Below are 26,610 nucleotides of genomic sequence, written 5' to 3'. Positions count from 1 at the left end.
GAAACGATCCTAGATTCGTCTCATGCGCCCCAGCCTGCTCAATCCACTGTTTGCTCCCGTGACCAGCCTGCCCGGCGTCGGTCCCAAGCAGGACAAGCTGCTGCAGTACCTGCTCGGCCGGAGCCAGACGCCGCGGCTGGTCGATCTGCTGTTGCATCTGCCGAGCCAGGTCATCGACCGCCGGGCGCGGCCAAAAATCCGCGACGCCGCCGTTGGAACCATGGTGACGCTGGAGGTCACCGTCGATCGCCACCGCCCGCCTCCGCCGCGCAACGCGCGCGCCCCCTATCTGGTGTACGCCAGCGACGACACCGGCGATGTCGTTCTGACCTTCTTCCGCGCCAAGCCGGGCTATGTCGAAAAACTGCTGCCGATGGGCGCGAAGCGCTACGTCTCCGGAACGCTGCAGATGTATGACGGCATCCCGCAGATCGTGCATCCTGATCGCGTGCTCGACGAGGAGGCGATCTCAAAGCTCTCCGGGATCGATCCGGTCTATCCGCTAACCGAAGGGCTCGCGCTCGGCTCGCTCCGCCGCGCGATCGCGCAGGCGCTGCAGAAGCTGCCCGCTCTGCCGGAATGGATCAGTCCCGAGGTGCTGCGCCGTTGCAATTTTCCCCCCGTCGCGGAAGCGCTGACGCGTGTGCACCAACCGGTCGAGCTCACGGACATTTTGCCCGATCATCCGTTCTGGTCACGACTCGCGTTCGATGAGCTTCTGGCCGGGCAGCTCGCGCTCGCGCTGATCCGCGCACAGCTGCGTCGGCCGGCCGGCGTCCGCAATGCCGGCGACGGCCACCTGCGCAACAAGATCATCGACGCCCTGCCCTACGCACTGACGCCCTCCCAGCGTGGCGCCGCGGCCGCTATCGCCGAGGATCTGAAGCAGCCGGTGCGCATGCTGCGCCTGCTCCAGGGCGACGTCGGCTCGGGCAAAACGGTCGTCGCGCTGCTCGCGGCCGCCGCGGTCGCCGAAGTCGGCAAGCAGGCCGCGCTGATGGCGCCGACGGAAATTTTGGCGCGCCAGCACATCAAGACCATCGCTCCGCTCGCCGAGCGCGCCGGCATGCGGGTTGCGATCCTCACCGGCCGCGAGAAGGGCAAGGAGCGGCGCGAGATCATCGCCCAGCTCGCAGAAGGCGAAATCGACCTTCTCGTCGGCACTCACGCGCTGATCCAGGATGACGTGATCTTCCATGATCTCGCGCTTGCCATCGTCGACGAGCAGCACCGTTTTGGCGTGCGCGAGCGCCTCGCGCTCACGTCCAAGGGCGAGGCCGTCGACGTGCTGGTGTTGAGCGCGACGCCGATCCCGCGCACGCTGGTGCTGACCTATTTCGGCGACATGGACATCTCCGAGTTGCGCGAAAAGCCCGCCGGGCGCCAGCCGATCGACACCCGCGCGGTGCCGATGAGCCGCATCAGCGAGGTCATGGAGGGTGTCGGCCGCGCGCTCGAAGCCGGCAAGCTGGTCTACTGGATCTGCCCGCTGGTCGACGAATCCGAGGCCGAAGGCACCGAGCACTTGACCAATGCGACCAAACGGTTCGAGAGCCTGCAAAAACGCTTCGGCGAACGTGTCGGGCTCGTCCACGGCCAGATGAAAGGCACGGAAAAGGACCGTGTGATGGGCCAGTTCGCTGCGCATGAGATCGGGCTCCTGGTCGCCACCACCGTGGTCGAGGTCGGCGTCGACGTCCCGGCCGCGACCATCATGGTGATCGAGAATGCCGAGCGCTTTGGCCTCGCCCAGCTGCACCAGCTGCGCGGCCGCATCGGGCGCGGCTCGGAAGCCTCGACCTGCATCCTGCTCTATGGTGAGCCGCTCGGCGAGATGTCGAAGGCGCGGCTGAAAGTGATTCGCGAGACCACCGACGGCTTCCGCATCGCCGAGGAGGACCTGAAGCTGCGCGGCGAAGGCGATGTGCTGGGCGTGCGCCAGAGCGGTCTGCCCGGCTACCGCATCGCGCGCCCTGAGGTGCACGGCCAGCTCATCTCCCAGGCCCGCGACGAGGCGTTGCGCATCCTGAAGGATGATCCGAAGCTAAAAGGCGAGCGCGGCGAGGCGCTGCGGTGCTTGCTGTATCTTTATGAACGCGACGAGGCGATCCCGTTGATCGGTGCGGGCTGAAGCGTTCCCATGCGCCCGAGGCAAGGACAATGCAATTGCCCCAATGAAAGATACGGTCATTGCGAGCTGGCTCACATTCAGGGACCGATCACTGGTGCTAAAGATTATATTGGAACTGTCCCCACATCCCCTGCTGGAGGTAGATCATGCAGTTCATCTCCACCGAATGGCAGTCCACTTCGACGGCTCCCTCAGACGGAGATCTCGAAATCTGCGCGCTGGACTTTGATGGTATCGTCCACTCGCTTCCTTTTCCTTGTCACAAGGACGGATCCAATTGGGTCGATCGAACGGGCAAAACGCACGCCGACATTCAGCCGACCCATTGGCGCATATGGGCCAATCCAGGCTGATCCGTCGCCAGCGCAATGCCGACGGGAAGCGATACTCGGTCAAGGCGGTCCAGCACACACCCGCCGTTGCCGCTTTGTGTGCACGCACAGAACTCTTGGCGTAGCCCGATCCCGGGGCCGCGGAACGGACGCACTATCGGCCTGTTAATTAATCAAGGGCGGCGCAGACAGGAAGGAGCAGACCATGAGGGCTCCCACCACCATCGCCGCGCTCGCGATCTTACTCGGCGCGCCCGCAGTATCGCTCGCGCAACCGGGTGGGCAAGGTGCAGTTGAATTGAGCGACGGCACAACGATATCGCAACATCCATCCCTGCCGAAACTCAGCCTCACCAACGCGCAGCGCGAGCAGATCCGCAAGACCGTGCTGACCGAGCATAACGATATCCAGTTCCGGCTGAAGACCACCCAGCCAGCCAAGGACTTTACCCCTGCCGTTGGCGCAACGCTTCCAAAAGGTGTCAAGGCTCAAGGACTGCCCGCGCAGGTGCTCGCGCAATTGCCGGAGCTGCGCGATTACATGTACGTCAAGATGAAGGATCAGGTGCTGATCGTGGACGGCATGACCAACAAGATCGTCGATATGTTCTCGGAGACGCAACCACTGTCCTAGCCCAAGGTCTTGGCGCAAGACATTCGACAGATCGCGCATACAGGTAGGCTCTAGTCCTTCTTCGGGACATTCGCCGCGAACGCCTTCATCAGCGCGGCGTCCGCCGCCTCACCGTTCGCATCCTCCGCCAGATGCTCGAACCACTTCGCAAAGCCTTCATAGATCTGGCTGGCCGGATGATCCGGCCCCAAGAATCCCGAAATCTCCCGCATCTCGGCGACCCAGCGATACGCCTTCGGGATCATGTCCGGCAACGCCACTTCGAGGCGTGCCAGAATTGCAGGCTGGCTGAGCGCGAGCTCGTCGCGGAGCGCATCGGCTGCGCCTGCCTTCGTGGCCGCAATCACCATGGCCGAGCCGATGCCGGCGAGGCCCTTGACGATGCCGGCGTAGGACATCTTGAGCGCAGAGGCCGCGCCGACCGGGCCTTCGACGATCCGCACGTCGAGACCGAGGTCTTTCAGCACGCCGACGTCCTTGGCATGCTCGCCCGACATGTAGAAGGCGGGGCCCTTGCCGCCGGGCTGCGGCGGAAATCCGATGATGCCGGCATCGACGAACGGCGCCTGCGCCGAGCCGATGATCTCCTCGATTCTTTGCACCGTATCGACATTGACGGCGTTGCAGTCGACCACGACCGGCTTCTTCTCGCGCCTGACGATCAGCGAGGCAAGGCGTTCGGCCAGCGCGACGGCTTCGCCCGGCGGCACGATCGAGAGGATGATGTCGGCGTCCGCAATCTCATCGTCCTCGGCGCCGACCATGCCGGCGTCTGCCGCCCGTTTCAGCGTCGCCTCGCTCCGGCCCTTCAGCGACGTCAGCACGCGTGCGCCGTTTTCGCTGAGCCGGCGGGCCACGGCACTGCCCATGGCACCGGGGGCGAGGATCGCAATGGTTTTGGACATCGTGCACTCCAGGTCGACTTCCGAGCGGCACGCTCGGTTCAACCCGAGAATAGCAGAGGCCGAATGCGGCCGCGTGGTCGTGGCCATCCCGCGACGGAATAGCCCTACTCCGCCTTCGCAGGCTCGGGTTGGAGCTTGGAGGCATTGGCAATACGCGCGGCGTTCGCCACGCCGGCAAGCGCCGCCGCCTTCTTCGGATCGGGTGCCGAGCCCGGCTGCACCACGCCGGCCGACATGATCAGCGTCGCGGCATCCTCGGCGCTGAGGTCGACCTCGATGATCTTGCTCTTCGGAACATAGAAGAAGAAACCGGTGGTCGGGTTTGGCGAGCACGGCAGGAACACCGAGACGTGCTCCTCCTGTCCCGGCAGGTTGCGTGCGATGTCCTCGTTCGGCGATTGCGAGATCAGCACGATCGACCACATGCCCGGCGAGGGAAATTCGACGAGGCCGACTTTGCGGAAGCTCGAGCCTTTGCCCGAGAACAGCGTCTCGAACACCTGCTTCAGGCCGCGGTAAATGGCACGCACCGCAGGGATCCGGCCCAGGAAGGTCTCGCCGACATCCACCAGCGTGCGGCCGATCAAATTGGCCGCGAGGAAGCCGACCAGCGTCAGCGTGAAGAATGCGACAATCAGTCCCCAGCCGGGGACGCCATAGGGCAGATAGGTTTCCGGCCGATAGGCCAGCGGCACGAACGGCCGCACCACGCCATCGACCCAGGTGACGAACCACCAGACCAGATAGAGGGTGATCGCGATCGGTCCCGTCACCACGAGGCCGGTGAGAAAATAGTTGCGGAAGCGGCCCATCAGGCCGGTATGCGGTTCCGGAACGGGGTCAAGAGGCGCAGGCGCGTCGTCGCGGGGGGTCATTCGGGTTCCAGGTCGGTCGCTTCAAACAAGCTAGGGTCTTCTAGCAGGTTTTGGAAGACTGCGACTGACCGATATCCCGTCTGCCTACTCCACGGTCACTGATTTCGCGAGGTTGCGCGGCTGGTCGACATCGGTCCCCATCACGACAGCCGTGTGATAGGCGAGCAGCTGCACGGGGACGGCATAGACCATCGGCGTGAAGGCCGCTGCCATATCGGGCATGACGATGGTGACGAGGGACTCGACGGTCGCCTCCGCTGCGCCCTTGGCGTCGGTCATCAGGATGATGTTGCCGCCGCGCGCGGCGACTTCCTGCATGTTGGAAACGGTCTTCTCGAACACGCGGTCGTGGGGTGCGATGACGACGACCGGCATGGTCTCGTCGATCAGCGCGATCGGCCCGTGCTTGAGCTCCCCGGCGGCATAGCCTTCGGCATGAATGTAGGAGATCTCCTTCAGCTTCAGCGCGCCTTCGAGCGCCAGCGGGAAGCTGGTGCCGCGACCGAGATAGAGCACGTCGCGCGACTTGGCGATCCGGTGGGCGAGCTTCTCGATCTGGAGCTCGGTGGTGAGCGCGTCTGCCATCAGGCGCGGGACCTCGACGAGGCCATGGACCAGCTCGGTCTCGTCCTCCTCGGACAATTTGCCACGGGCCTTGCCGGCCGCGATCGCAAGGTTTGCCAGCACCATGAGCTGACAGGTGAAGGCCTTGGTTGAAGCAACGCCGATCTCGGGACCGGCCAGCGTCGGCAGCACGATTTCGCTCTCGCGCGCGATCGTCGAGGTCGGCACGTTGACGACGGCGATCGTGTGCACGCCCTCGGCCTTGGCATAGCGCAGCGCGGCCAGGGTGTCGGCGGTCTCGCCCGATTGCGAGATGAAGATGGCGAGGTCGCCCTTGCGCAAGGGCGTCTCGCGGTAGCGGAATTCGGAGGCGACGTCGACCTCGACCGGCACACGCGCGAAGCGCTCGAACCAGTATTTTGCGACGAAACCGGCATAGCTCGCGGTGCCGCACGCCGTGATGTTGATGCGCTGGATGTTCTTGAAGTCGAAGGGGAGCTTGACCGGCAGCGCGACGCGCTCGGTCGCCATATCGACGTAGCGTGCCAGCGTGTGGCCAACCACTTCCGGCTGCTCGTGGATCTCCTTCGCCATGAAGTGGCGATAGTTGGCCTTGTCGACCAGCGAAGTCGAGGCGGCGTGCCTGATCTTGTCGCGCTGGACGGTGTAGCCGTCCTTGTCGAAGATCGTTGCGCTGTTGCGGGTCAGCACAACCCAGTCGCCGTCCTCGAGATAGCTGATCGTATCGGTGAACGGCCCGAGCGCGATGGCATCGGAGCCGAGATACATCTCGCCGTCGCCGTAACCGATCGCCAGCGGCGGTCCGTTGCGGGCACCGATCATGAGGTCATTGTCGCCGGCGAAGATGAAGCCGAGCGCGAAGGCGCCGCGCAGGCGCGCCAGCGTCAGCTTGACGGCTTCCACCGGCTTGTTGCCGCGCGCCAGCAGTTCGTCGACGAGATGCAGCACGATCTCGGTGTCGGTCTCGGTGTGGAACACCGTGCCCTTCGCCTCGAGCTCCTCGCGCAGCTCGCGAAAATTCTCGATGATGCCGTTGTGCACCACGGCGACATGCTCGGTCGCGTGCGGATGGGCGTTGTTGACGGTCGGCTTGCCGTGGGTGGCCCAGCGGGTATGCCCGATGCCGGTGGTGCCCTTGAGCGGCTCGGCCTCGAGCCGCTTCTCCAGATTCTTCAGCTTGCCCTCGGCGCGGCGACGCTCCAGGTGCTTGCCCTCGAGCGTGGCAACGCCCGCGGAATCGTAACCGCGATATTCGAGACGTTTGAGCGAATCCACCAGTTGCTCTGCAACCGCTTCGCGACCGAGAATGCCGACAATTCCGCACATGCGGATCACTATCCCCCAAATCCGTCGAAAAATCGCCTAAACGACGCGCTCGATTTTTAGCGAAGTTCCCAAGGAACCGGAAACTCAATAATTATTGCTGATTGAGACAGCACGGGGCCCGCGCCCCCTACTTCGCCTGCGTCGAATTGGCAGGCCTTAAACCGCGCGCGTTAACTCGTTGTCAACATGTTTGACCAACGATTCCAGTCAGGAGAACAAGCCCATGAAAGGCTCGTCCGACCGCAAGGGTCTGTCGTCGATGTATCTGCGCGCCAGCGAGACAACGGGCACGCACCTTGCGCATTGGCCGCCGCCCCAGCGCGGCAAGGAAAGCAAGCCGGTCTTCGTCAAGCATGTGCGAGGCGAACCGGCCAAGCGCGCCAAGCCCCGCGGCTGGCGCCTGACCCGCGCCATCTTCTCCGAATTCGCCGACGACGAATAAGGCGGCATAAGAAGACCCCCAAGGTGAGGAGCGCGAAGCGCGTCTCGAACCATGAAGGCCCGCATCTCGCTCGCGGCCATCCTTCGAGACGCCCGCTTCCAGCGGGCCCTCAGGATGAGGTCGCAGTGTGCTGCGACACAATAGAAGCGCCGCTCATTTCTCCGGCTTCTTGCCGCCGGTCTTCATCTCGCGATAGCGAGCGGCGCCGCCTTCGCGGATGGTCTGCTGGTTGCGCTCCAGCGCCATCGCGTCGTCGGGTACATCCTTCGTGATCACCGAGCCCGAGCCGATATAGGCGCCGTTGCCGATTGTCACCGGTGCGACCAGCGAGGAGTTGGTGCCGACGAAGGCGCCCTGCCCGATCACCGTCTTGTGCTTTTTGAATCCGTCATAGTTGCAGGTGATGGTGCCGGCGCCGATGTTGGAATTGGCGCCGACGGTGGCGTCGCCGATGTAGGAGAGATGGTTGACCTTGACGCCGGCCTCCAGCGTCGCCGCCTTCGTCTCCACGAAATTGCCGATGCGAGCGCCGTCGCCGAGCGAGGTGCCGGGCCGCAGCCGCGCATAGGGGCCGATCGACACCTTCTTGCCGAGCTTGGTCTCGACGATATGCGAGAACGAATGGATCACCGTGCCGTCCGCGATCGACACGCCGGGGCCGATTACCACGAATGGCTCGATGGTCACGTCCTTGCCGAACACGGTATCGGCGGACAGATACACCGTCTCCGGCGCGATCAGCGTGACGCCGGCCTCCATCGCCGCTTTGCGCAATCGCGCCTGCATCACGCTTTCTGCTTCGGCAAGCTGTGCCTTGGTGTTGATGCCGCGCACCTCGTCCTCGCTGGTCTCGATCACCACGGACTCCCATCCCTGCTTGCGGACGATTTCGACCGCGTCCGTCAGATAATATTCGCCCTTGGAATTGGCATTACCGATCTGTCCGAGGATGTCGAGCGCCCGGCGCCCATCCATCGCCATCACGCCGGCGTTGCACAGCTCGATCTTGCGCTCCTCTGCGCTGGCGTCGGCCTGCTCGCGGATCGCGACCAGACGCTCGCCCTCAACGATGAAGCGGCCATAACCGGTGGGATCGGCGGCGCGGAAGCCGAGCGCGGCGATTGCGGCGCCCCTTGCGAGCGGCGCGCGCAGCCGCGCAAAGGTCTCGGCCGAGATCAGCGGCGTGTCGCCGAAGGCAATGAGGAGATCATCCGCGCCTCGCGCGATTGCCTCCCGCGCCGCCAGCACCGCATGCGCGGTGCCAAGGCGTTCGCCCTGCACGAAGGTGAGCGCGTCGGGGCGGATGCGCTTTGCCTCCTCCACGACTGCCTGATGATCGGGGCCGACCACCACCGCCAGCGAGCTGCCGGTTTCTTTGGGCGCCGCAGCGAGCACATGGGCGAGCAGCGTCCGAGAAGCCACGGGATGCAGCACCTTCGGCAGGCTCGATCGCATGCGCGTGCCTTCGCCGGCGGCGAGCACGATCGTGAGACTGGAACGGGCGGTCATCGAAATCCTGACAGATAGTGCCGAATCAATTCGGCGCGACGGGCAGCGAGGCCCTCAGAAGCTATCGCCTTGCTACCCCCGCAAACGCCCGGAATTCAAGTGCGGCGCGCTTTTCCTGTTAATGTTCCCTGATTGATTCGGGGAAGCCGGACAGGGCTGGGCGCTTAATATTCATGGCAAAGGATTCCGACCCACTGGCGGATGCCTTCGGCACCAAGGAGACCGGCGGGCTGTTCTCCGGACTTCTGGCCGAGGAAAACGCGCTCGACCGGCGTATGATGTGGCGGCTGGGCTCGTGGGGCGTGGCGGCCGTGGGCGCCGTCGTCCTTGCCGTGATGGCCAACCAGGCCCAGCTCGGCTGGCGACGCGACCAGGTTGCGTCCGTCGATCTCGCGCACCAGGCCGACCGGCTCCAGATGCTGACGAAGGAGAGCCAGAACGAGGCGCGCCGACTCGCCGCCGCCATCGAGACGTTGAACAGCGACCGCGACCGCCTGTATTCGCGCGTCACCGTCCTCGAGCAAGGGCTCGATTCCGTCACCGGCGCCATTGCCAAGCAAACCGCCACGCCGCTGGGCCTGAAGCCGCAGGACGCAGCGCCAGCACCCAGCGTCGCGCCGGTCGCCTCGACCCCGACGCCGGCGGGCGAGAAGCCGCGCACCGAAGCCGCCAAGGATTCTCAGAAGGACACTGCGACGCAAACGTTGAAAGAGCCGGCGAGCCCACCGCCGCAGACCGCGGCCGCCGCCTCGCTCGTGCAACAGACGCCGGCAATGAACTCCGCGCTGCCGACCATTCCCCTGGTGCCGTCCAAGTCGCTCATGGCGCCGCCGGATCCGGCCGCATCGAAACTGGTTCAACCCGAGGCAGCTGAAAAGCCCGCTGAGAAGAAGGCCGAGCCGGCGTCCGGCGCGGCTGAGGTCGTCGCGGCGGCAACCAAGCCGCCCGACGCAGCCGAGAGCGAATCCGCAGCGATCGCGGTTCAGCAGACGCGCTTTGCGATCGATCTCGGCGGCGCCAACTCGATCGACGGCCTGCGCGCGCTCTGGCGCAGCCTGACCAAGTCCAATCCCGAGATCGCCGCGCTGCGGCCGATCATCATGATCAAGGAAGGCACCACCGGCCTCGGCATGCAGCTCCGCTTGGGGGCCGGCCCCCTGGTCAACGCCGCCGTCGCGGCAAAATTCTGCGCCGGCCTCGCCGAGAGCGACCGCCACTGCGAGACCACCATATTCGACGGCCAGCGCCTGTCGATGCGTGGCGGTCAGGACAAAGCGCAAGAAAAAGCGCAAGAAAAAGGGCAAGAAAAAGCGCAAGAGAAAACTCAAGACAGGGTTCAAGAGAAGAGTTCGGAGAAGAACCAGGACGCGGTCCCGCAAGCCGAAACCGCGCCCCCGCCGAGCGCAAAGCCCGAGAAGCCGCAGCGCCGCCGCAGCTATTCCTCAAAACGCTCGAAGCACGAGGAGCCCGCGCCCGCTCCCGCGGCGCAGCCTGCGCCGGCGCCGGCGAAACCGGAGGCGTCGTCAGCATCCACAGGATCGACGCTGTCGTCGTTCTTCAGGCGCTAGGATGGACTCCGCTTCCACCTGAACGCACGCTGGATGACGGTATCCTGTCGCGCGCGCAGGCGGACTCAGATCTCAGTCCGTCATGGAAACCAGCCGCCGATTGCCAAGTTGTCCCGGTCGTGAACCGAAGCGGCCGACATGCGAAATCGCTCGTGCCCGCCTCCATGACCAAGGGAGACACAGGTGAAGACATTCATCATCGCAACGGCAGCTGTTCTCGCGGCATCCGCCGGACGGCGCCGACCTGGTCGGCGCCGTTGCCCTGTCTGAGCGCATGGCGCGCGCCGCAAGATGATCGGTCAAAGGGATTGTAGCCCGCGCGTCGAACAGAAACTTCGGCCTGCCCTGTTGCCTGCCCGCGCCATCCCGACCATATTGCCGCCATGACCAAAAAGCCCTTCCGCCTCACGCCCTACCAGGTGCAGTTCCTGATCGTCGTCGGCTTCGTCTCCGTCGGCTATGCGCTTTATCTGCGCTATCTCGCGATCGAGCTGTCGCAGGTCGCGCTTGCCTGCGACGCCGGCCTTCAGACGCTGATCTGCAAGGGGCGTTCGGTTGCGACCGTCCTGTTCAAGAATTCGGTGTTCGGGATCGTCGCGCTGGTGGTGGCGACGCTGAACCTGATGCGACCGTCGATCGTTCTGCTCACCGTCGGCGTCGTCGCCGCCGGTCTCGGCATCGTGCTCTACAATGTCGTGCTGTCGGGCCTGGCGATCGGCCTCTTCATTCTTGGATTTGCTCGGCCCGCGCCCGCCACAGCGTGAGAGCGAACAAGAGATAGATCGCGCAGGTCCACAGCGACTGCCAATTGTCACGGCCTTCGTTGACCAGCACATACGCGGCCGACAACGCCAGCACGCCCGCGAACGCGGCTTCCGCGATCGGACGCTGGCCGATCTGCGGCCGGTTCAGCATCAAAAGCGCGAACGGCACCACCGCCATCGTCAGCGAAGCGTAGGGAAAATCCTTGTAGCGCGGGTCGAACACGAAGCCGAGCGCGGTCGCTGCCGCGATCACCGCCGTCGCCGCGAGCGTGAGGCCGAGTACCGCGGTGAGCTTCGACCATTTCCGGCCCTCGCGCGGGCCGAGCAGATCGAGGAAGGTCGGAAGGCTGCGGCCGATCACCATCGCCTGCGCACAGAAGATCGGCGACAGGATGCCGGCAAGCAACAGCGCGCCCCAGAGCAGCCAGCCGCCGATCCCGTAGCTCTCGTAATACATCTTGTCCGCGCCGATCCCGAGCAGGATGCCGGCAGTCGTCGCCGAGATGCCGACGCCGAGCCAGGACGAGAAGCGTGGCGTCCACGGCCTCCGGCGCAGCGTGATCAGTGCGACGGCGAACACCAGCGCGGAAAGGCCCATGCCCGCGCCCATGTACCATTTCCAGTACGGGAAATTGCTGATCGGCTCTCCCGGCGGATATTTCAGGCTCCGGCGCACCGAGTCATACAGGCCCCAATAGCCGCCGACCGTGCCTTCCAGCCTGCGCTTCCACGGCTGGTCGTAGGATTCGATCAGATTGACGCGAAACTTCTGCGCCTTGGCAAGGCCCAGGATTTCCGAGACGACACGCGCCTGGTTGGTTCGCGACGGCAGCGCGCCGTCGCGCATGCGGCCCTCGCTCGGCCAGCCGGTTTCGCCGATCAGGATCTCCTTGCCGGGGAACGCCACCGCCATGCGCTCGCGGATCGCCTCGACATGGGCGGAGGCGAATTTCGCCCTCACGGGGAAATCCTCCCAATAAGGCAGGATGTGGATGGTGACGAAGTCGACGGCGTCGGAGACCTCGCGATTCCTCAGCCAGTATTCCCAGACGTCGGCATAGGTCACGGGCACGCTGACCTGCGTCTTCACCAGGCGGATGATCGAGACGAGATCCGCCGTCGTCATTTCACCGCGCAGCAGCACCTCGTTGCCGACGATGACCGCGGTGATGACGTCGGGGAATTGCTTGGTGAGGCGAATGGCGAGCCCGGCCTGTTCGAAATTCTTGGTGCGGTTGCTGGAGAGCCAGATGCCCTGGAGCACTTTCAACCCGCCGACTTTGGCGGCGATCGCCGGAACCTGATCGAGCCCGTTCTCCATCGAATAGGTGCGAACGCAGTCGGTGATTTGCTTGAGCTGGCGCAGGTCCTGCTCGATCTGGTCGGCTTCGATATGAGTCCATGCGTCCAGCGGCGACTGCTCGCCGCGGAACGGCGCGTAGGAGACGCATTGGACCTTGTCGGCGGGGTCGATCGGGGCGCGCGCGAGTGTGATCGGCGTGGCAAGCCACCACCACACGGCAGCGATCGCACCCAACGAAACGAGCAGAAGCGCCAGTGGCGTACGAAGAGAAATCGGTTCCGTCCTCCGCGAAGGGTCCGTCGATTACCTGCTCGCACGCCATCTGCCAAGGGGGTGGTCCAAATGCCGATCCACTCTGCGGATCCGCCCCTCCCCCAAAAAGGAATCTGGCTGCGGCCGTTCGACCGTGCTCTAGGATTGTGACTTTGCTGGACAAAATTCGAAATACAGGTCATGGACTCGCAAAGACTTTTCCGCCGCATTGGAGACCCATTTGGACGCCATCACCGGCGCGTCCGCGGGATCCTGATGCGGACGGCCAGCGGATACATTGGGGAATTCATGCGGCAACGGGTGTTCGAGTCACGAAATGCGGTCCTGCGGCAGTTCGCCGCCACCTTGGCCGTCTCCTCCCTTCTCCTTCTCGCCGGTCTTGGCGGCGTCTCCGCCCAGAGCGGCACACCGACCCCTGACCAGGGCAAGGCGGCTGCCCAGCCCGCCGACGCCGCCGCCAAGGATGCCGCCCAGAACCAGCGCCGCACCGACGAATTCGCCGAAGCGGCCCAGGTCATCAACGGCCCGGCCGGCAACCCCGAATGCGTCTGGCTCGGCCGGCGCGTGGTGCGGCTGATGTGGCGGGATGATCTCGACACCGCGTTTCGCCATCTCGACCTCTACGACCGTTTCGGCTGCCCGGGCGGCCACATCCAGGCCGCGTTCCGCTGCCTGACCCGATTCGGCGGGCAGATCGACCCCAAGGTCGCCGAAACGCTGGACAGCCGCGTGCACGCGTGCTGGATCAATCCGGCCGCCCAGCCGCAGCAGGCGGCGGCCACGGCCTCTCAGCCGGCGGCACCGGCAGCCGGCAATTCGCCGGCACCGCAGCCGGCCGCGAGCCCCTCGCCTGCAGCAAGTCCGACGCCGGCGCCGCAGAAATAGGCGAGGGTCGTTTCACCTGCCGTTCAGGAACGATCAGCCATAGACGCGGTTGGCACTGCCGCGCGTCGTTCGAAAAGACCATGCCCTCATAAGGACATGAGGCCATGACAGTTGTGAAACCGCGCGGCAGAGGTATGCTCCCTTTGCCGGGGACACGGTCGGATCTCGGGGTCGGATCCGCTTCCCTGCCACCTCAGCCCCTTTTGGTCTAGCCGCGATGCGCGTTGTCGCCGCCGTTCTGTTGCTTGTGTCCGCGCTTCACGCTGGTCTGTGGGGAGTCCTGCGCGACCAGAAACCCGCGCCCGACTTCAAGGGCCTCCTGCCCAGTGTGTCCTACGCACCGTTCGAAGGCTCGGCCCACCCCGACATCGACAACATTCCGACCGTCGAGAAAATCCGCGCCGACCTGAAGACGCTGTCGACCATGACGCGCGCGATCCGCCTGTATTCGTCCACGGGCGGCGTGGAACTGGTGCCGCCGATCGCCGCCGAGTTCGGCCTCAAGGTCACCGTCGGCGCCTGGATCGACAAGGACAAGGATCGCAACGAGCGCGAGATCAAGGCCGCCATCGAGCTCGCCCGCAAGAACAGCAACGTCGTCGGCGTCGTGGTCGGCAACGAGGTGATCTACCGCGGCGAGCAGAAGGTCGAAGACCTCATCGACATGATCAAGAAGGTGAAGGGCTCGGTCCGCGTGCCCGTCACCACCGGCGAGATCTGGAATATCTGGCGCGACAATCCGGACCTTGCCTCCAACGTCGATTTCATCGCCGCGCACGTTCTGCCCTACTGGGAAAACTTCCGTTCGGACCAGGCGGTCGACCAGGCCGTCGACCGCTACAACCTCCTGCGCAACCTTTTCCCGGGCAAGCGCATCGTGATCGCCGAGTTCGGCTGGCCGAGCCAGGGCTACAATTTGCGTAACGCCGATCCGGGCCCGTTCCAGCAGGCGCTGATCCTGCGCAACTTCGTCACCCGCGCCGAAGCCATCGGCATGGAATACAACATCGTCGAAGCCATCGATCAGCCCTGGAAGTTCTTCGAAGGCGGCGTCGGCCCCTACTGGGGCATCCTCAATGCCAGCCGCGAGCCGAAATTCGCCTGGACCGGCCCGGTGGAAAACCCCGACTATTGGAAGCTGATGGGCATCGCGCTGTTGGTCGGCGTCCTGCTGTCACTGCCGATCCTGCGGATCGAAAAAGCGACCGCGAAGCAGGCCTTCCTGCTCTCGGCGACCGCCAACGGCGTCGGTGCCTGGGCGGCGACCGTGTTCGCGTTCTGGAACAGCCATTACTTCATCTTCGGCTCGGCCTTCGCGCTGACGCTCGGCATGATCCTCCTTGTTCCCCTTGTTCTCATTGCGATGGCGCGCATCGACGAGATCGCGGCCGTCGCCTTCGGCCGGCCGCCGCAGCGGCTGCTCTCCAAGGGCAAGCCGGTCGAGAACGTGCCGGAGAATTACTATCCCAAAGTCTCGATCCACATCCCCGCTTATTTCGAGCCGGTCGACATGCTCAAGCAGACGCTGGATGCGCTGTCGCGGCTGAACTATCCGAACTACGAATGCGTGGTCATCATCAACAACACGCCGGATCCCGCCTTCTGGCAGCCGATCCAGGACCATTGCCGTGCGCTCGGTGAACGCTTCAAGTTCATCAACGCCGAGAAGGTGCAGGGTTTCAAGGCCGGCGCGCTGCGCATTGCGATGGATCGGACCGCGGCGGATGCCGAGATCATCGGCATCCTCGATGCCGACTATGTCGTCGAGCCCGACTGGCTGAACGACCTCGTGCCGGCATTCGCCGACCCGCGCGTCGGCCTCGTGCAGGCGCCGCAGGAGCATCGCGACGGCGATCTGTCGATCATGCACTACATCATGAACGGCGAATATGCCGGCTTCTTCGACATCGGCATGGTCCAGCGCAACGAGGCCAACGCCATCATCGTGCACGGCACCATGTGCCTGATCCGCCGCGCCGCGATGGACATGGCCGGCGGCTGGTCGTCGGACACGATCTGCGAGGATTCCGATCTCGGCCTTGCGATCCAGGAGCTCGGCTGGACCACCCACTACACCAACACCCGCTACGGGGCGGGCCTGTTGCCCGACACCTACGAGGCCTTCAAGAAGCAGCGGCACCGCTGGGCCTATGGCGGCCTCCAGATCGTCAAGAAGCACTGGCGCCGTTTCCTGCCCGGTTCGAGTCGGCTGACGCCCGACCAGAAGCGAGAATATGGCTTGGGCTGGCTCAACTGGCTGGGCGCCGAAAGCCTCGGCGTCGTCGTGGCGCTGCTCAACCTCGTCTGGGTGCCGATCGTCGCCTTTGCCGACATCGCCATCCCCGACAAGATCCTGACGCTGCCGATCATCGGCGCCTTCATCGTCTCGCTGGCCCACTTCCTGTCGATGTACCGCGCCCGCGTCGCGATCAAGCCCGGCCAGATGCTGGGCGCCATGATCGCGGCGATGAGCGTGCAGTGGACGGTGTCGCGCGCGGTGGCGCAGGGCCTGATCACCGAGCACATCGCCTTCGCCCGTACCTCCAAAGGCGGCCTGTCCAGGATGTCGATCGAGTTCCAGGCGTTCTGGGAGGCCGTGATCGGCACCCTGCTGGTGGTCGGTGCCGGCGTGCTGATCGCCTCCAACAGCTTCCGCCAGATCACCGAGATCTACATCTTCGCCGGCGTGCTGGTGCTGCAAAGCCTGCCGTTCCTCGCCGCGGTCGCGATCGCCATCCTCGAGCTCAGCCGGATCAACTCGTTCCAGTTCTGGCGCGACAGCGCCATCCGCACTGCCGAGCTGATCGGCCTACGCCCGGTCGCCCTGCCGACCCCCGTCGGCACGCCACAACCCGTGCCGAGCGAGGTGCGGCGGGAGCCGACGTGACGGGCGGCTTGTCCATCCTCGCTGTTCGGCGTGGATGACGGCCCGCCAATCAGGTTGAGAATCCCGGCTTAAGCCAACGATTCCGCGAGCAAATCTTCGTCCCTGCCAAGACTTTCGGCAACCACGCCCGCTATTGACCTCAGCGTCCCATCCCCCTACACAGCCCGGACCGAAAGCATGATCCGGAAACGGCCGGTTTTCCCCGCGACGCAAACTTGAAGCGCAGCGGCAAGACATGCTTCTCGAATGTCCGAACACGATGGCGATCTCGTCAAAGCCATCAGCGGCCATGGGAGCGCGTAGCTCAGCCGGTAGAGCACGTGACTTTTAATCACGGGGTCCTGGGTTCGAGCCCCAGCGCGCTCACCAAGCCGGATCAATGAGTTAGTTTAGATCGCAAGCCCACTGAAAAAGCTCTATGTGGGCACCGTGTTGGCAAATCGATTACGCGCGTGCGCAGCGCTCCGAGATATATGCCACTCAGCTCGGCAGTCCTGCCCGTAGCTTCCTTGCACTCGGCATTACGCCTCACCATAGGAACGTCTCCCTTCGGGATGCTTTCCGGAAATGGGACGAGCCGGAGCTGGCGAAGTTGGAGGTGCGGCCATGAAGCGGCACGCCATGAGCAAGCATTTCGGTAATGGCGCCGGCCACGTACTGCGCCAGCACAACAGTGCCGTGCTGCTGTTCAGCTGGCGCGGCAAGCCCGACGGATCGGCCAGCTATGTCGAGCACATCAACCGCTACGTCCGCAATGGCGTGGAATATCCCAGCCTTGCCGCCCTGCTCCGCGCCGTCGAGGCCGAACACGCTTACAAAGAAAACTGATATGCAGCTGTCCCGCAGAACGTCCCTACGCTCTTCTTCATTGGCTCAGATCAAACCCACGATGATCAGAACGCCGATCTCAATCAGTAGGAGCGCACCCGTTGCTGCGGAGATGAGACACAAATCACCTAGTGACAGGTGCATGATTTGCCTCACACTTTGCCCTAGAAGCGGCCTTACATCCTTGGCTGCAAGCAGGGCGGGATAATGGGGCCGCTTCTAGGAGGTCCTTGACGCGTTCGTCCGGCGCCAAGTGATTCTCATTCTAATCCAAATTTAAATCACGTCCAGTATTTAATTTATTTAATTTGGCTTATTGTCTTAATGCTTAATCGAGCCGCATCCGGACGATGCAGGCTGCTGATCCTGCGTGGAGCATCGTGATCGGCCATACCGTCGGCAGAAGCACTGGAACGACGGACCGGATTGCGAGCGATGGGCGCGGAGCCGCCCTGCGCACGACAACACCGCCGGATATGGCGACCACACGGCGGCGCTATTCCGTTTCGTCGCTCTGTGAATGCGCTGCCAGTGCTTTCCGCGCCTGCTGTTCGATGACCCTCACCGCCGCGTCGACGACCTGCTCGTGGGCCTCGTCGAGAGATTTGTCCCTCATCCAAGCATACACGTAGACCGCCAAAGCATCCTGCAGTGTCATCGCAGGCTCCTCTCTCGAACAGCGTCGTATGACCGTTCGGAATGATCCTGCTTTACGCACACCAAGGCAATCAGATGGAGCCTTTAAGTCGAGGTTAAGATTGATAGCAGCAATGCAATTCAAATGTTCGTCTCCGGTGGCGCTGCAAAGCGTTGCGCGAAGGCAGAACGATGTTCTCAGCAGTGGTACGGGTTGAGCTCTTGCTCGTGCAGCCTCAACGGCAAAAGGTTACACGTCAGGCCGTCGCAACCATCGTGCTTCTTGGAAATTTGTCATCGGTGGCTGTCTTGTCGTACCGACGCCTGCATCCCAACTCACCATTGCAGGTCACATGTGCGGAGAAAGGGAAACCATGCGTGTATTGTCGGTGGCACTCCTCGCGGCGGCTTCGCTCACCCAGGCCAATGCAGAGGTGAAGATGAAGGACCCCAGTCCTTCGTGCAGCTATACGATAGCGAGCGGGGAAACGTACCAGGTGCCCGCGGGCCAGACTCTTTGCTGGCGCGTCCCCCCGCCTTCCTACAGGACGTACACGCTCCTGCGTTGCGATCCGCCATTTCAGGAACTCAATCGGGTGCAACTGGGCGATGGTCGCTGCAACAAGTACGAAGAACGGCAATAGACGGCGGCCGGATGCGCATCCTCGGTGGCGGCTCGCGTCGAGCGAGGCGAAGGAGACCGTTCGCGCGGGCCTAGCTTAGCGCGGATATCTTCTGAGTGCTTCGCTTGTCTCGCCTTCAGCTCTCCGGAGCCGCGCTCGCAGCCGGCACACTTCCCAGTTGAGTCTTTCGGCCACGCTCGAACGCCGACGAAATTGCCTACTCTTGACCGGACGTCATTGTCCGACGTTCGGCGGCCGCGCCAAGCGCTTCTTTGGCCGATCGGGATTTGCCGATGACGATTTGGACTTCGCACTCCTGCGAATTGCTGCGGCCGGTTTGCCGTCGAGCCTTTGCCGCTCTTGCATTTGCTCGGCCGCGATCACGCGGGAGCGCAAATCTTCAAGCTCGGAACGACCGAAAGCCAGCTCGTCCCCACGCTGCTTTAGGACAGCGGTGCGATCACAAGTGCCCATTGACGCCCCCCAAGGCCCGACCGACCGGGAAAACCATGCAAGCGAGAAAACGCGCTGGCGAGGGTACAGTTCCTGCTTGGAAGTGCTGTCCAGGGGTCGCAGCGGCCTGCGCTGCAAAACGGCTCACCGACCCCAATGTCGCGAACGCTTAGAGGGCCAGCTTTACGGGATACGATCGATGGGTCGGGCTATCGCCAATGACGGCCCCGACCGTGGGGGCATTTGGGGTGTGGAGGCCGGGGCCGCTGGAGGTGCTTGGGCCTTTGGGAAAGGCCAAAGCCTCGAAAGACTAGGAAAAATCGGCAATCGCTTCTGTTCGCTTTCGGACATTGGTTGTACAGTTCCGCTTGCGGGGGACGGAGCCAGTTACCGATGAAGGATTATCTGGCCCAGCTTGAGAACTTCGGAACGATGCCGCTGAATGCGCCCTGATCCGCGATTTGGCAACAGATCCCGCCAAGCGCGAAGTGTTCGACCGGCTTGCGTGCCACCTCACGGTCCTGGCTGACCATGTTGAAATGGCGATGCTTGAGCGGAAGACCGGGACTGCCCCGTCGGCCTAAAAGCGTGCCGCCGCTAATCCAGCGGGCCAGGTGAGCGCGGACGCCAGCTGATTTCGTGTCTCCAGCTTTCGGAGCCGCAGATGCGGCTCAAATATAAGCACAGGAACGTTTCGACCCGCGGTGAGTCCTACAGGCGCAATCCATCCCGTATTCCTCGTGGATCGAATGATGGAAAAAGCACTCGCCTATGCCATCTCGGCGGCCCTCGTCGGCTTCGGTCTCCTGATCTTTTTCGCCGGCTTATCCTCCAGCTCGCCAGCCTTATGGACAATCGTCGCGCTGGTCCCGATCACGATCGGGATCGTGAGCGCCTTTGGTCCTGTGTGAACGGATGTGGAAATCAGGCCTTTAGGTCAGCGCGTCTGTATTTTCCGAATCGGCAACTCGTGTTCGCTCTCTCGTAGTTTCAAACTGCGGGTGATGCGCGTGAGCCATTTCGTCTCGATGCTTCTGCTTGCGACAGCCCTGGTCTTGACCTTGTGCTTCGGAGTGGCAGCCTGGCGCCTCTCAGCGGACAAAGAGGCCGACATCACCGCCGCGATTTCACATCAGGACTACGGCTGGAGGTTAAGGCCCAACAATTGACGCTCTTGATTAGGGTGACATTGCAGCGCGGCCGCGATCCGATCGGTTTTCCTGCCAATCCTCAACCCCCTTCGTCGCAAAAGAGCGGCAGATTCCGATAGAGCACCGTAGTCCCCCCGAGATGAACTGCCCGCAGCATCCGCGTAGTGTGCCCTACCCCCTGGGCACTTTGGCGATGATCGGTACAGCGCAAGACGGGCCGCCCGTTCTGATCTGCTGCAAGTGCAGACGGCCGATGACGTTCCTGGCCACGCTTCCCGCCATCCTCGATCTGCCCGCGGTACACGCCTTCCAGTGCCGCCCCTGTCTGCGCGTCGACAGCATTCCGCTGGGGTAGGCGTCGTGGAGCAGCGTGGTCCTCCCGGACAGTCCCCGTGGAGCGCGCCTTGCGGACGCATTTGTACTTGCAAGCTTGCAACGCCACCGCGCGGACACTGGCGTTCAGTAGGTGGGTCAGTATTCTTCTAAGCCCGCCAGAACGTCGATCAGCAATCCGAGATGAAACGGATCGATAGTTATCGCGAGGCGCTATGAAGCGGTTCGTCGCTGACGAAGATGTCGCTTTCGCATTCACGCATGCGATTCAGACGGCAGCAATTTTGTGTTCTGGATCGGAGACAACGAGTCGATCTTGGGGAGATGCGGTTCAAGAGCACACTCTGCCGCGCCCTGCTCGCGCCTCAAAATGCTTGCCGGAGCGAGACAGCCGCCGCTTGGGCAGGATAGTCTCCACATCGTCATGGCCGGGCTTGTCCCGGTCATCCGCGCCTTGCCATGCAGCACAAGAACGTGGATGGCCAGGCCTTCGCCTCGCCGAAACGGCTTCGGCCGCGCAGGCGCGACGAGCCCGGGCATCACGACTTCCGATGAAGGTTCAAATGCGATTAGCCTGCCTCACTGGTGGAGAGGCAGCCGAGCCCGCGCCTCAGCTCTCCGGAGCTGACGTCGCAGCCGGCACACTCAGCGGGGCTCCGCCGACCGAAATGGGCCCTACGGGCTTGGACTCCCGAGCCAAGCGCTTCCGCATTGCCGCGGACAATCCATAGCGGGCATTCGCTCGTCGAATGGAGGACGTGACGTCCGACATCATTGCGTTTTGCAGCGAGTCGACCTTCGCGATCAGCGTGGACAGCTGCGAAGATATCTTCTTCACATCGACCCGCTCGTCCGTGATGCTCTGTCGCAGGGACAGCAGCACCATCGAATCCTGCTGCATCAGAGCTGCATTTTGCTGCAAGGCCTGATTGTTCTCCTGCAGCGATGCCGTGTGTTGCTGCTGGGCCGACTGGATCTCCTTCAAGGCGGCGACAACCGGATCCGGCTTCGGCGCGGGCGCTTCGCGGCGTGGAAGCAGCTCAGCCAGGCTGCTGACATTCAGCGGCGGCAAATCGGGCGGCAACGTATAGATGGCCGCGGCGCCGTTGATGGCCAGGGCACATACCGAGAGTGCCAAGACCGATTTCCGCCTGTAGCGCTTGATCGGTGCTGGAGCCTCCAGGGCCGGGGGCTCGTGCGCTGCTGCGGCGGCAGCAAGTGCTACCGCGTCGAGTTCTTCGGCGAAGCTTTGCGTTTCGAAGGTCGTGGTCACGTGCATTGACCCCAGTGAGCGAGCAACAGGAAGCCGCCCCTGGAACGTCCTCGCGACGAGTCCTTGTACGCAGCACCCAACTCCAACTGCCTAAAATTGTGAGCATTTCGGATTAATTTCACGTTAGCGACGCTGCTGGCCGACGGCTCAGCGACCCCGGCCGATTACGGGGTCGATGCGATGCAGGGACGAAGACAGCCGGGAAGCTACCCTGATGGGTGCAGTCGCCCCGGCCTGCGCACGCCTCGAAACGGATTTTCCGAAGCTGGCAGAATACCCCTGTTTTGCCCGACGGTGCAATTGCTGTGTGCTGGAACTCCGGGGCCAGAGAATGCGGCATGCGCCGTTGGGCCCATCCTGATCACAGACCGACAGCTGTGTCGGCCCGGTGCAGCGATCGCGACCACCTTTTGCGCGATGCAGAAGACATTATGGCAGAAGCACTTAGCTACTGTGCATGGGGTTGTTCTCGCATTTTTGATGCGTCCTACCCCTCATCCAGCAGCTCGAACAACTCCTCCACACGCTCCAACCACGCCTCCCGCATCGGGCTGTGGTTGAGCGCGACGATCCATTGCCGATCCTTTGCCCTTCGCTCGCAGACTATAGACCTGGCTTTATCGGGCTCGAACCGCGTCTGGGCGACACATTCGTTCGTCGCTCGACCTGCGCTTTGGCATCCAGCACCTTGTCTCCAGCTCGTGCGGCTCGCCGGTGACTGATCTGATCCGAAAGACTCGAGCCTCTCCCCGACAGACCGTGTGAACCAGCACCGGTGTTTCCTTGAGCCTGTGTCGCCGGCCGGAATCTGTCTTGGGAGGACGTTGAGCCAGTGGCCAGTTGATCCTCATTGCTCGTGCCGCTCCCAATGGCGCCGATGGGCAGGCCATTTTGGGCGTGACCAGCCCCGGCATTTCTCGCGGCCTGGGCTGCCGCCCGCGACCTCGCGGGCGTGGCGGGCTGAACGTTCGGATTGGCCGGTTCGCTGTTGGTGCCCGGATTTCCGCCGGTGCCGGTATCTTTCGTCCCCATCCCCGGGGGCGCTGAGGGAGCCGCATTGCCTGCACTCGTCCCCATTCCAGAAGGTGCCGACCCGCCAGCGGTATTCGGCCCCGTTCCCATGCCCGCCCCTGCGGACCCGGCATTTGCGCCGCCTGCTTGCGCCAGGACCAACAAACATGAGCTTGCGATAATCGCGACAATGACCGGAGGAATGGCATGGGACATCGGACAATCTCCTGCGCCAAGCCCCCATTAACTATAACGGTGGAACAGGGTTCCCGCCACGAATTGGCAATTGAAAAGGCCCGGCCGGTGAGCGACCTCGGATGCGCGATCCGCGCTGGCGATGACGTCAGGCTGCTGTCGAAGGAGGACGCCAAGGCGCGGGCGCCCTCACCCCTCATCCAGCAGCTCGAACAACTCCTCCACCCGCTCGAATGGCGCATCGCGCATCGGGCTGTGATGAACGACGCGATCGCCGTCGCGTTGCAGTGACTTGCCCCGCGACTTCCGCAAGCGCCCCGGCAGGAACGTTGCAGCCGCGGCCTCAGGCCCGACATCGAGCCGGATGATGCCGCGTCGCTTGCACTCGATCCTGAGCTTCGCCGCAGCGAAGAAGTCGCGCGCGATCTTCGGCAAAGGTCCGAAGCGGCGGGAGGTTTCCTCCTCGAGATCGTCGAGATCATCCTCGCTGCTGCATCGTGCGGCGCGCGCATAGAGCTCGAGCCGCACGGGCTCGGACTGCACGTAGCTCTCGGGGAGCATGTCCCCGACCGGCAGGTTCAGGTCGGGCACCCACACCGCGGCGCGCTCCTCATCGGCCTTCTCCGAAGCCATTTTCAGGAGGTGGCTGTAGAGCACGGGCCCGAACACCTGGACATGGCCCGATTGCTGCTCCGAGAACAGGTCGCCTGCGCCCCTGAGATCGAGGTCGCGCTCGCTGATGGCAAAGCCGGCGCCCGGCCGGCTGAACTCCTCGAGCACGGCGAGCCGCTTCTCGGACTGTCCGGACTCCGTCTCGGTCAAGAGATGGGCGAAGGCGCGGATGCCGCCGCGGCCGACGCGTCCGCGCAGCTGGTGCAGCTGGGCAAGGCCGAACTTTTCCGGCCAGCACACCACGATGGTGTTGGCGCGGGGAATGTCGAGGCCGCTCTCGACGATGTTGGTCGCGAGCAGGACGTCGGCATCGCCTTCGACGAAGCTCATCATGCGATCGTCGATCTCGTCGGCGGGCAGTTTGCCGTGCAGACAGACGATGCGCAGGTCAGGCGCCACCGCTCGCACCCGCGCCAGCATGGGATCGAGATCCTGGATGCGCGGACAGATCAAAAAGCTCTGGCCGTGGCGGCGTTGCTCGCGCAGCAGCGCGGAGGCAATGGCCGCATCCGACAGCGGCGCGATCCGGGTTGCGACCGGAAGCCGGTGCACTGGCGGCGAAGCGATCACGCTGAGATCGCGGAAGCCGGCAAGGCCGGCGGCCAGCGTCCGCGGGATCGGCGTCGCGCTCATCATCAGCACATGGACGTTCTTGGCGAGGCCGGCGAGCTTTGCTTTCTCCGCCGCGCCAAAATGCTGCTCCTCGTCGATGATGACGAGACCGAGATCGTCGAACTTCACGTCCTTCCCCGTAAGCGCCTGGGTGCCGATCACGACCTTGATCCGGCCGCGGCGCAGTCCCTCCTTGGTCTCCCGCAGCTCCGCGCCCGAGGTCGCACGCGACAGGTTGCCCACCTCGATGCTGAACGGCGCGAAGCGCTTCTGGAACGTCGCGACATGCTGCCGTGCCAACACCGTCGTCGGCACCGCGATCGCCACCTGCTTGCCCGACAGCACCACCGCGGCCGCGGCCCGCAGCGCGACCTCGGTCTTGCCAAAACCGACGTCGCCGCAGATCACCCGGTCCATCGGATGACCGGATGCAAGATCGTCCAGCACGTCGTTGATCGCCTTGGCCTGGTCGATCGTCGTGAAGTAAGGGAAGCGCGCGACGAACTTCTCGTAGGTCGATCCCGGCGGCACCAGCTTTTCGCCGCGCCGCCGGCGGCGTTGGCTGATGTGCTTGGCGAGCACCTTGCCGGCGATCTGGATCTCGCGCTCGGCTTCGGTACGACGCGCCCACCATGTGCTGCCGTCCGCCTTGTCGAGCGCCAGCTTGCCGAGCTCGGTCGCGTAAGGCCACATCAAGGCGAGATCGGGCGGCGGCACCAGAACCGCGTTTTCGCCCGCGAACTTCAGGCGGATCATCTCGCGCATGGCGCCGCCGCCGGTGTTGACGGTCTGCAAGCCGTCGAGCACGGCAAGGCCGCGCTGGAGATGGACGACCACCGTACCCTGCTCGGGCACGTCGGCATGGTCGAAGGCCGCGCTCCAGGCGCGCGCCATCGGTTGCGGATGATGGGCGCGGCTGCCGAGCACGTCGGACGCCGTCACCACGACCACAGGCTTCTTTCCTGGCAAGACGAAGCCTGCATCGAGATCGGCCAGCAGCGCCGTCTCGCCGTTCCGCCCGCGCGTCGCCTCGTCCCAGTCCTCGCAGCGCGGCGTCTTGATGCCGCTCATCCGCTCCATCACGCGCAGATCGTCCTCGTGCGCGGCGATGAGGATCAGTCGCGCTCCGGCCCGGCGTGTCTCCTCGACGAAGGCCCGCAGCGCCTTCCTGGAGGACGTCAGCTTCGAAAATTCCGGAACGGGCTGGAACGACGCCGTCCGCGGCAGCATCTTCATGCCCTTGGAGAGCCGTTTCCAATCGCTCCGCCCGAGATATTCGCGCTGGCGCTCGCTGCGCGGCGCGGCCTCCTCGATCGTGTCGAGCCATCCGTCGGCGTGCGAGGGGACGCTTGCATCGGCGATCCATTTGGCACCCGCGCAATAATCGAACAGGCTCGCGCGCTTGCCGCCTTTGCCGGCAAGGCCGAGCCGCTCCGACATGGGATCGACGAGCAGCTCCCTGGTCTCGAAGATGATCCTGTGCTCATGCGGGTCGAACGCCACGATCCGTCTGATCGCATGCTGCGAATGCTCGATCCGGAACGGCCCCAGTGCGCCCGCGGGAAATATCTCGAAGGTCTGACCGTGGAACAGCGCTCCGCCTGGATAATCCGGTTCGTCGTCGAGATCGTATCCCAGAGCCGCGAGGCGAGTCTCGAGGTCCCGCTCGGAGAACGTGCCGCCCACCTTCAAGCTCAGGCTCAGGCGCGACAGGCTCGCCGGCGGCGGCAGGCGCTCCATCACCGCTTCCGCGGTCGACACCAGAAACAGGGGTTTCTTGGATCTTGCGAGGCGCCTCAGCACGGAAGCTCTGCGCCCCGCGAGCTCGTGCGACGGCTCCAGCTGATCGAACGGCAGCGTGTTCAATCGCGGAAACACCAGCACCTCGCAGGACGGGTCGAGCGCGTGAATCACGCTGCCCAGCCGCTCCGCCCTGTTCTCGCTCTCGGCGAGAAAGACGATGCCACTGCGTCCAGACTGCTTCCATTGTGCAAGCAGATGAAGGGCCATCATGCCGAGGGGCGACGAAGATGAGATCGTGGCGCGCTGCGATCCTTTGCCCTTCTTTGGCGCCTTCTTGGCCACCCCTGCCTTTTTGGAAAGCCTCACTTGAACCCGCTTCTGGTCTTGAACCGTCGCAAACTGAATGCGAGCCGCCTTCATCTCGAATCGGCAGCTCGCCGCCATGCATATGGGATTTGCCCCGCGAACGCATCCCTCGCAGGCAACGTCCGGGGACGCCATCGCGATCCCGGCAGTAGCCGGCACGAAAAAGCCCCAGCGCTTGGAGCCACGCTGGGGCGTTCGTTTAAAATGAAGCGGTTAAGCAATGACGTCTCCATAGCAGAGGTTTCGCCGCGCGCTTGTGAACTGGTTCACACGCGTACGCCAAACGACCTCAGTG

The 26,610-nt window shown here is 63.9% G+C and carries 19 protein-coding genes and 1 tRNA gene; 11 read left to right on the top strand and 9 right to left on the bottom strand.

Annotated features, from left to right (window positions below):
• Positions 1–22: 22 nt before the first annotated feature.
• The 3 genes from recG (at position 23) to EAV90_RS12115 (ending at position 3,097) form a co-directional block, all read left to right on the top strand.
• Entirely contained in the window at positions 23–2,131 is a 2,109-nt protein-coding gene (recG, locus tag EAV90_RS12125; RefSeq protein ID WP_122403208.1) for an ATP-dependent DNA helicase RecG, read from the top strand.
• Positions 2,132–2,277: 146 nt separating this feature from the next.
• Entirely contained in the window at positions 2,278–2,484 is a 207-nt protein-coding gene (locus EAV90_RS12120) for a hypothetical protein (protein WP_122403207.1), read from the top strand.
• A gap of 184 nt (positions 2,485–2,668) precedes the next feature.
• Positions 2,669–3,097: a DUF1236 domain-containing protein gene (locus EAV90_RS12115; protein ID WP_122403206.1), complete on the top strand. Its 429-nt coding sequence runs from the start codon at positions 2,669–2,671 to the stop codon at positions 3,095–3,097.
• Between the two features lie 50 nt (positions 3,098–3,147).
• On the opposite strand, the gene EAV90_RS12110 is transcribed toward EAV90_RS12115, so the two are convergent.
• The 3 genes from EAV90_RS12110 to glmS all read right to left on the bottom strand — a co-directional run bounded on the left by EAV90_RS12110 (position 3,148) and on the right by glmS (position 6,788).
• A complete protein-coding gene (locus tag EAV90_RS12110) occupies positions 3,148–4,002 on the bottom strand; it encodes an NAD(P)-dependent oxidoreductase (protein ID WP_122403205.1) in 855 nt (284 codons plus the stop codon).
• Positions 4,003–4,106: 104 nt separating this feature from the next.
• The gene (locus tag EAV90_RS12105) at positions 4,107–4,877 is read right to left on the bottom strand and encodes a DUF502 domain-containing protein (protein WP_122403204.1); all 771 of its coding nucleotides are present in this window, start codon (positions 4,875–4,877) and stop codon (positions 4,107–4,109) included.
• Between the two features lie 84 nt (positions 4,878–4,961).
• Positions 4,962–6,788, bottom strand: coding sequence for a glutamine--fructose-6-phosphate transaminase (isomerizing) (gene glmS / locus EAV90_RS12100; protein ID WP_122403203.1), 1,827 nt, complete (start codon positions 6,786–6,788; stop codon positions 4,962–4,964).
• A 223-nt stretch (positions 6,789–7,011) separates the two neighbouring features.
• On the opposite strand from glmS, the gene EAV90_RS12095 reads away from it, so the two are divergent.
• On the top strand, positions 7,012–7,230 hold the full coding sequence (locus EAV90_RS12095) for a hypothetical protein (protein ID WP_122406665.1): 219 nt from the start codon (positions 7,012–7,014) through the stop codon (positions 7,228–7,230).
• Between the two features lie 153 nt (positions 7,231–7,383).
• On the opposite strand, the gene glmU is transcribed toward EAV90_RS12095, so the two are convergent.
• The gene (gene glmU, locus EAV90_RS12090; RefSeq protein WP_122403202.1) at positions 7,384–8,739 is read right to left on the bottom strand and encodes a bifunctional UDP-N-acetylglucosamine diphosphorylase/glucosamine-1-phosphate N-acetyltransferase GlmU; all 1,356 of its coding nucleotides are present in this window, start codon (positions 8,737–8,739) and stop codon (positions 7,384–7,386) included.
• Positions 8,740–8,912: 173 nt separating this feature from the next.
• Here glmU and EAV90_RS12085 point away from each other — a divergent pair, with 173 nt between their 5' ends.
• Positions 8,913–10,307, top strand: coding sequence for a hypothetical protein (locus EAV90_RS12085; RefSeq protein ID WP_122403201.1), 1,395 nt, complete (start codon positions 8,913–8,915; stop codon positions 10,305–10,307).
• 383 nt (positions 10,308–10,690) lie between these two features.
• The gene (locus EAV90_RS12080; protein WP_122403200.1) at positions 10,691–11,071 is read left to right on the top strand and encodes a hypothetical protein; all 381 of its coding nucleotides are present in this window, start codon (positions 10,691–10,693) and stop codon (positions 11,069–11,071) included.
• On the opposite strand, the gene EAV90_RS12075 is transcribed toward EAV90_RS12080, so the two are convergent.
• Positions 11,031–12,590, bottom strand: coding sequence for a glycoside hydrolase family 17 protein (locus EAV90_RS12075; RefSeq protein ID WP_122403199.1), 1,560 nt, complete (start codon positions 12,588–12,590; stop codon positions 11,031–11,033). The genes EAV90_RS12080 and EAV90_RS12075 overlap by 41 nt on opposite strands.
• 345 nt (positions 12,591–12,935) lie before the next feature.
• Here EAV90_RS12075 and EAV90_RS12070 point away from each other — a divergent pair, with 345 nt between their 5' ends.
• The 4 genes from EAV90_RS12070 (at position 12,936) to EAV90_RS12055 (ending at position 17,247) form a co-directional block, all read left to right on the top strand.
• Positions 12,936–13,532, top strand: coding sequence for a beta-1-3, beta-1-6-glucan biosynthesis protein (locus EAV90_RS12070; protein ID WP_122406664.1), 597 nt, complete (start codon positions 12,936–12,938; stop codon positions 13,530–13,532).
• Between the two features lie 217 nt (positions 13,533–13,749).
• On the top strand, positions 13,750–16,419 hold the full coding sequence (locus tag EAV90_RS12065; protein ID WP_122403198.1) for a glycosyltransferase: 2,670 nt from the start codon (positions 13,750–13,752) through the stop codon (positions 16,417–16,419).
• A 293-nt stretch (positions 16,420–16,712) separates the two neighbouring features.
• Positions 16,713–16,788 (top strand) — tRNA-Lys (locus tag EAV90_RS12060).
• Between the two features lie 237 nt (positions 16,789–17,025).
• Positions 17,026–17,247, top strand: coding sequence for a hypothetical protein (locus EAV90_RS12055; protein ID WP_122403197.1), 222 nt, complete (start codon positions 17,026–17,028; stop codon positions 17,245–17,247).
• 496 nt (positions 17,248–17,743) lie between these two features.
• On the opposite strand, the gene EAV90_RS39410 is transcribed toward EAV90_RS12055, so the two are convergent.
• Positions 17,744–17,905 (bottom strand): hypothetical protein, encoded by a 162-nt coding sequence (locus tag EAV90_RS39410; protein ID WP_160118827.1) that lies wholly within the window; start codon positions 17,903–17,905, stop codon positions 17,744–17,746.
• Positions 17,906–19,711: 1,806 nt separating this feature from the next.
• Between EAV90_RS39410 and EAV90_RS39405 the strand changes: the two genes are divergently transcribed.
• Entirely contained in the window at positions 19,712–19,870 is a 159-nt protein-coding gene (locus tag EAV90_RS39405) for a hypothetical protein (RefSeq protein ID WP_164936882.1), read from the top strand.
• An 828-nt stretch (positions 19,871–20,698) separates the two neighbouring features.
• Here the strand turns inward: EAV90_RS39405 and EAV90_RS39400 are convergent.
• The 3 genes from EAV90_RS39400 to EAV90_RS12040 form a co-directional block, all read right to left on the bottom strand.
• The gene (locus tag EAV90_RS39400) at positions 20,699–20,983 is read right to left on the bottom strand and encodes a hypothetical protein (protein ID WP_162500035.1); all 285 of its coding nucleotides are present in this window, start codon (positions 20,981–20,983) and stop codon (positions 20,699–20,701) included.
• A 70-nt stretch (positions 20,984–21,053) separates the two neighbouring features.
• A complete protein-coding gene (locus EAV90_RS12050; protein ID WP_162500271.1) occupies positions 21,054–21,722 on the bottom strand; it encodes a hypothetical protein in 669 nt (222 codons plus the stop codon).
• A 1,389-nt stretch (positions 21,723–23,111) separates the two neighbouring features.
• Positions 23,112–26,219 carry a DEAD/DEAH box helicase gene (locus EAV90_RS12040; protein ID WP_162500597.1) on the bottom strand — a complete coding sequence of 1,036 codons (3,108 nt, stop codon included), beginning with the start codon at positions 26,217–26,219 and terminating at the stop codon, positions 23,112–23,114.
• Positions 26,220–26,610 lie beyond the last annotated feature (391 nt).

Source organism: Bradyrhizobium vignae (assembly GCF_004114425.1).
In the GTDB taxonomy this organism is placed as follows: domain Bacteria; phylum Pseudomonadota; class Alphaproteobacteria; order Rhizobiales; family Xanthobacteraceae; genus Bradyrhizobium; species Bradyrhizobium vignae.
Note: the sequence above shows the minus strand (reverse complement) of the source record. Positions and strands in the feature narration are given on the sequence as shown.

Bases quoted from the DNA above. Each gene is read 5' to 3' on its own strand.
- recG (WP_122403208.1), top strand. From the start codon at position 23: ATGCGCCCCAGCCTGCTCAATCCACTGTTTGCTCCCGTGACCAGCCTG.
- EAV90_RS12120 (WP_122403207.1), top strand. From the start codon at position 2,278: ATGCAGTTCATCTCCACCGAATGGCAGTCCACTTCGACGGCTCCCTCA.
- EAV90_RS12115 (WP_122403206.1), top strand. From the start codon at position 2,669: ATGAGGGCTCCCACCACCATCGCCGCGCTCGCGATCTTACTCGGCGCG.
- EAV90_RS12110 (WP_122403205.1), bottom strand. From the start codon at position 4,002: ATGTCCAAAACCATTGCGATCCTCGCCCCCGGTGCCATGGGCAGTGCC.
- EAV90_RS12105 (WP_122403204.1), bottom strand. From the start codon at position 4,877: ATGACCCCCCGCGACGACGCGCCTGCGCCTCTTGACCCCGTTCCGGAA.
- glmS (WP_122403203.1), bottom strand. From the start codon at position 6,788: ATGTGCGGAATTGTCGGCATTCTCGGTCGCGAAGCGGTTGCAGAGCAA.
- EAV90_RS12095 (WP_122406665.1), top strand. From the start codon at position 7,012: ATGAAAGGCTCGTCCGACCGCAAGGGTCTGTCGTCGATGTATCTGCGC.
- glmU (WP_122403202.1), bottom strand. From the start codon at position 8,739: ATGACCGCCCGTTCCAGTCTCACGATCGTGCTCGCCGCCGGCGAAGGC.
- EAV90_RS12085 (WP_122403201.1), top strand. From the start codon at position 8,913: ATGGCAAAGGATTCCGACCCACTGGCGGATGCCTTCGGCACCAAGGAG.
- EAV90_RS12080 (WP_122403200.1), top strand. From the start codon at position 10,691: ATGACCAAAAAGCCCTTCCGCCTCACGCCCTACCAGGTGCAGTTCCTG.
- EAV90_RS12070 (WP_122406664.1), top strand. From the start codon at position 12,936: ATGCGGCAACGGGTGTTCGAGTCACGAAATGCGGTCCTGCGGCAGTTC.
- EAV90_RS12065 (WP_122403198.1), top strand. From the start codon at position 13,750: ATGCGCGTTGTCGCCGCCGTTCTGTTGCTTGTGTCCGCGCTTCACGCT.
- EAV90_RS12055 (WP_122403197.1), top strand. From the start codon at position 17,026: ATGAAGCGGCACGCCATGAGCAAGCATTTCGGTAATGGCGCCGGCCAC.
- EAV90_RS39410 (WP_160118827.1), bottom strand. From the start codon at position 17,905: ATGACACTGCAGGATGCTTTGGCGGTCTACGTGTATGCTTGGATGAGG.
- EAV90_RS39405 (WP_164936882.1), top strand. From the start codon at position 19,712: ATGGAAAAAGCACTCGCCTATGCCATCTCGGCGGCCCTCGTCGGCTTC.
- EAV90_RS39400 (WP_162500035.1), bottom strand. From the start codon at position 20,983: ATGCCCGGGCTCGTCGCGCCTGCGCGGCCGAAGCCGTTTCGGCGAGGC.
- EAV90_RS12050 (WP_162500271.1), bottom strand. From the start codon at position 21,722: ATGCACGTGACCACGACCTTCGAAACGCAAAGCTTCGCCGAAGAACTC.
- EAV90_RS12040 (WP_162500597.1), bottom strand. From the start codon at position 26,219: ATGATGGCCCTTCATCTGCTTGCACAATGGAAGCAGTCTGGACGCAGT.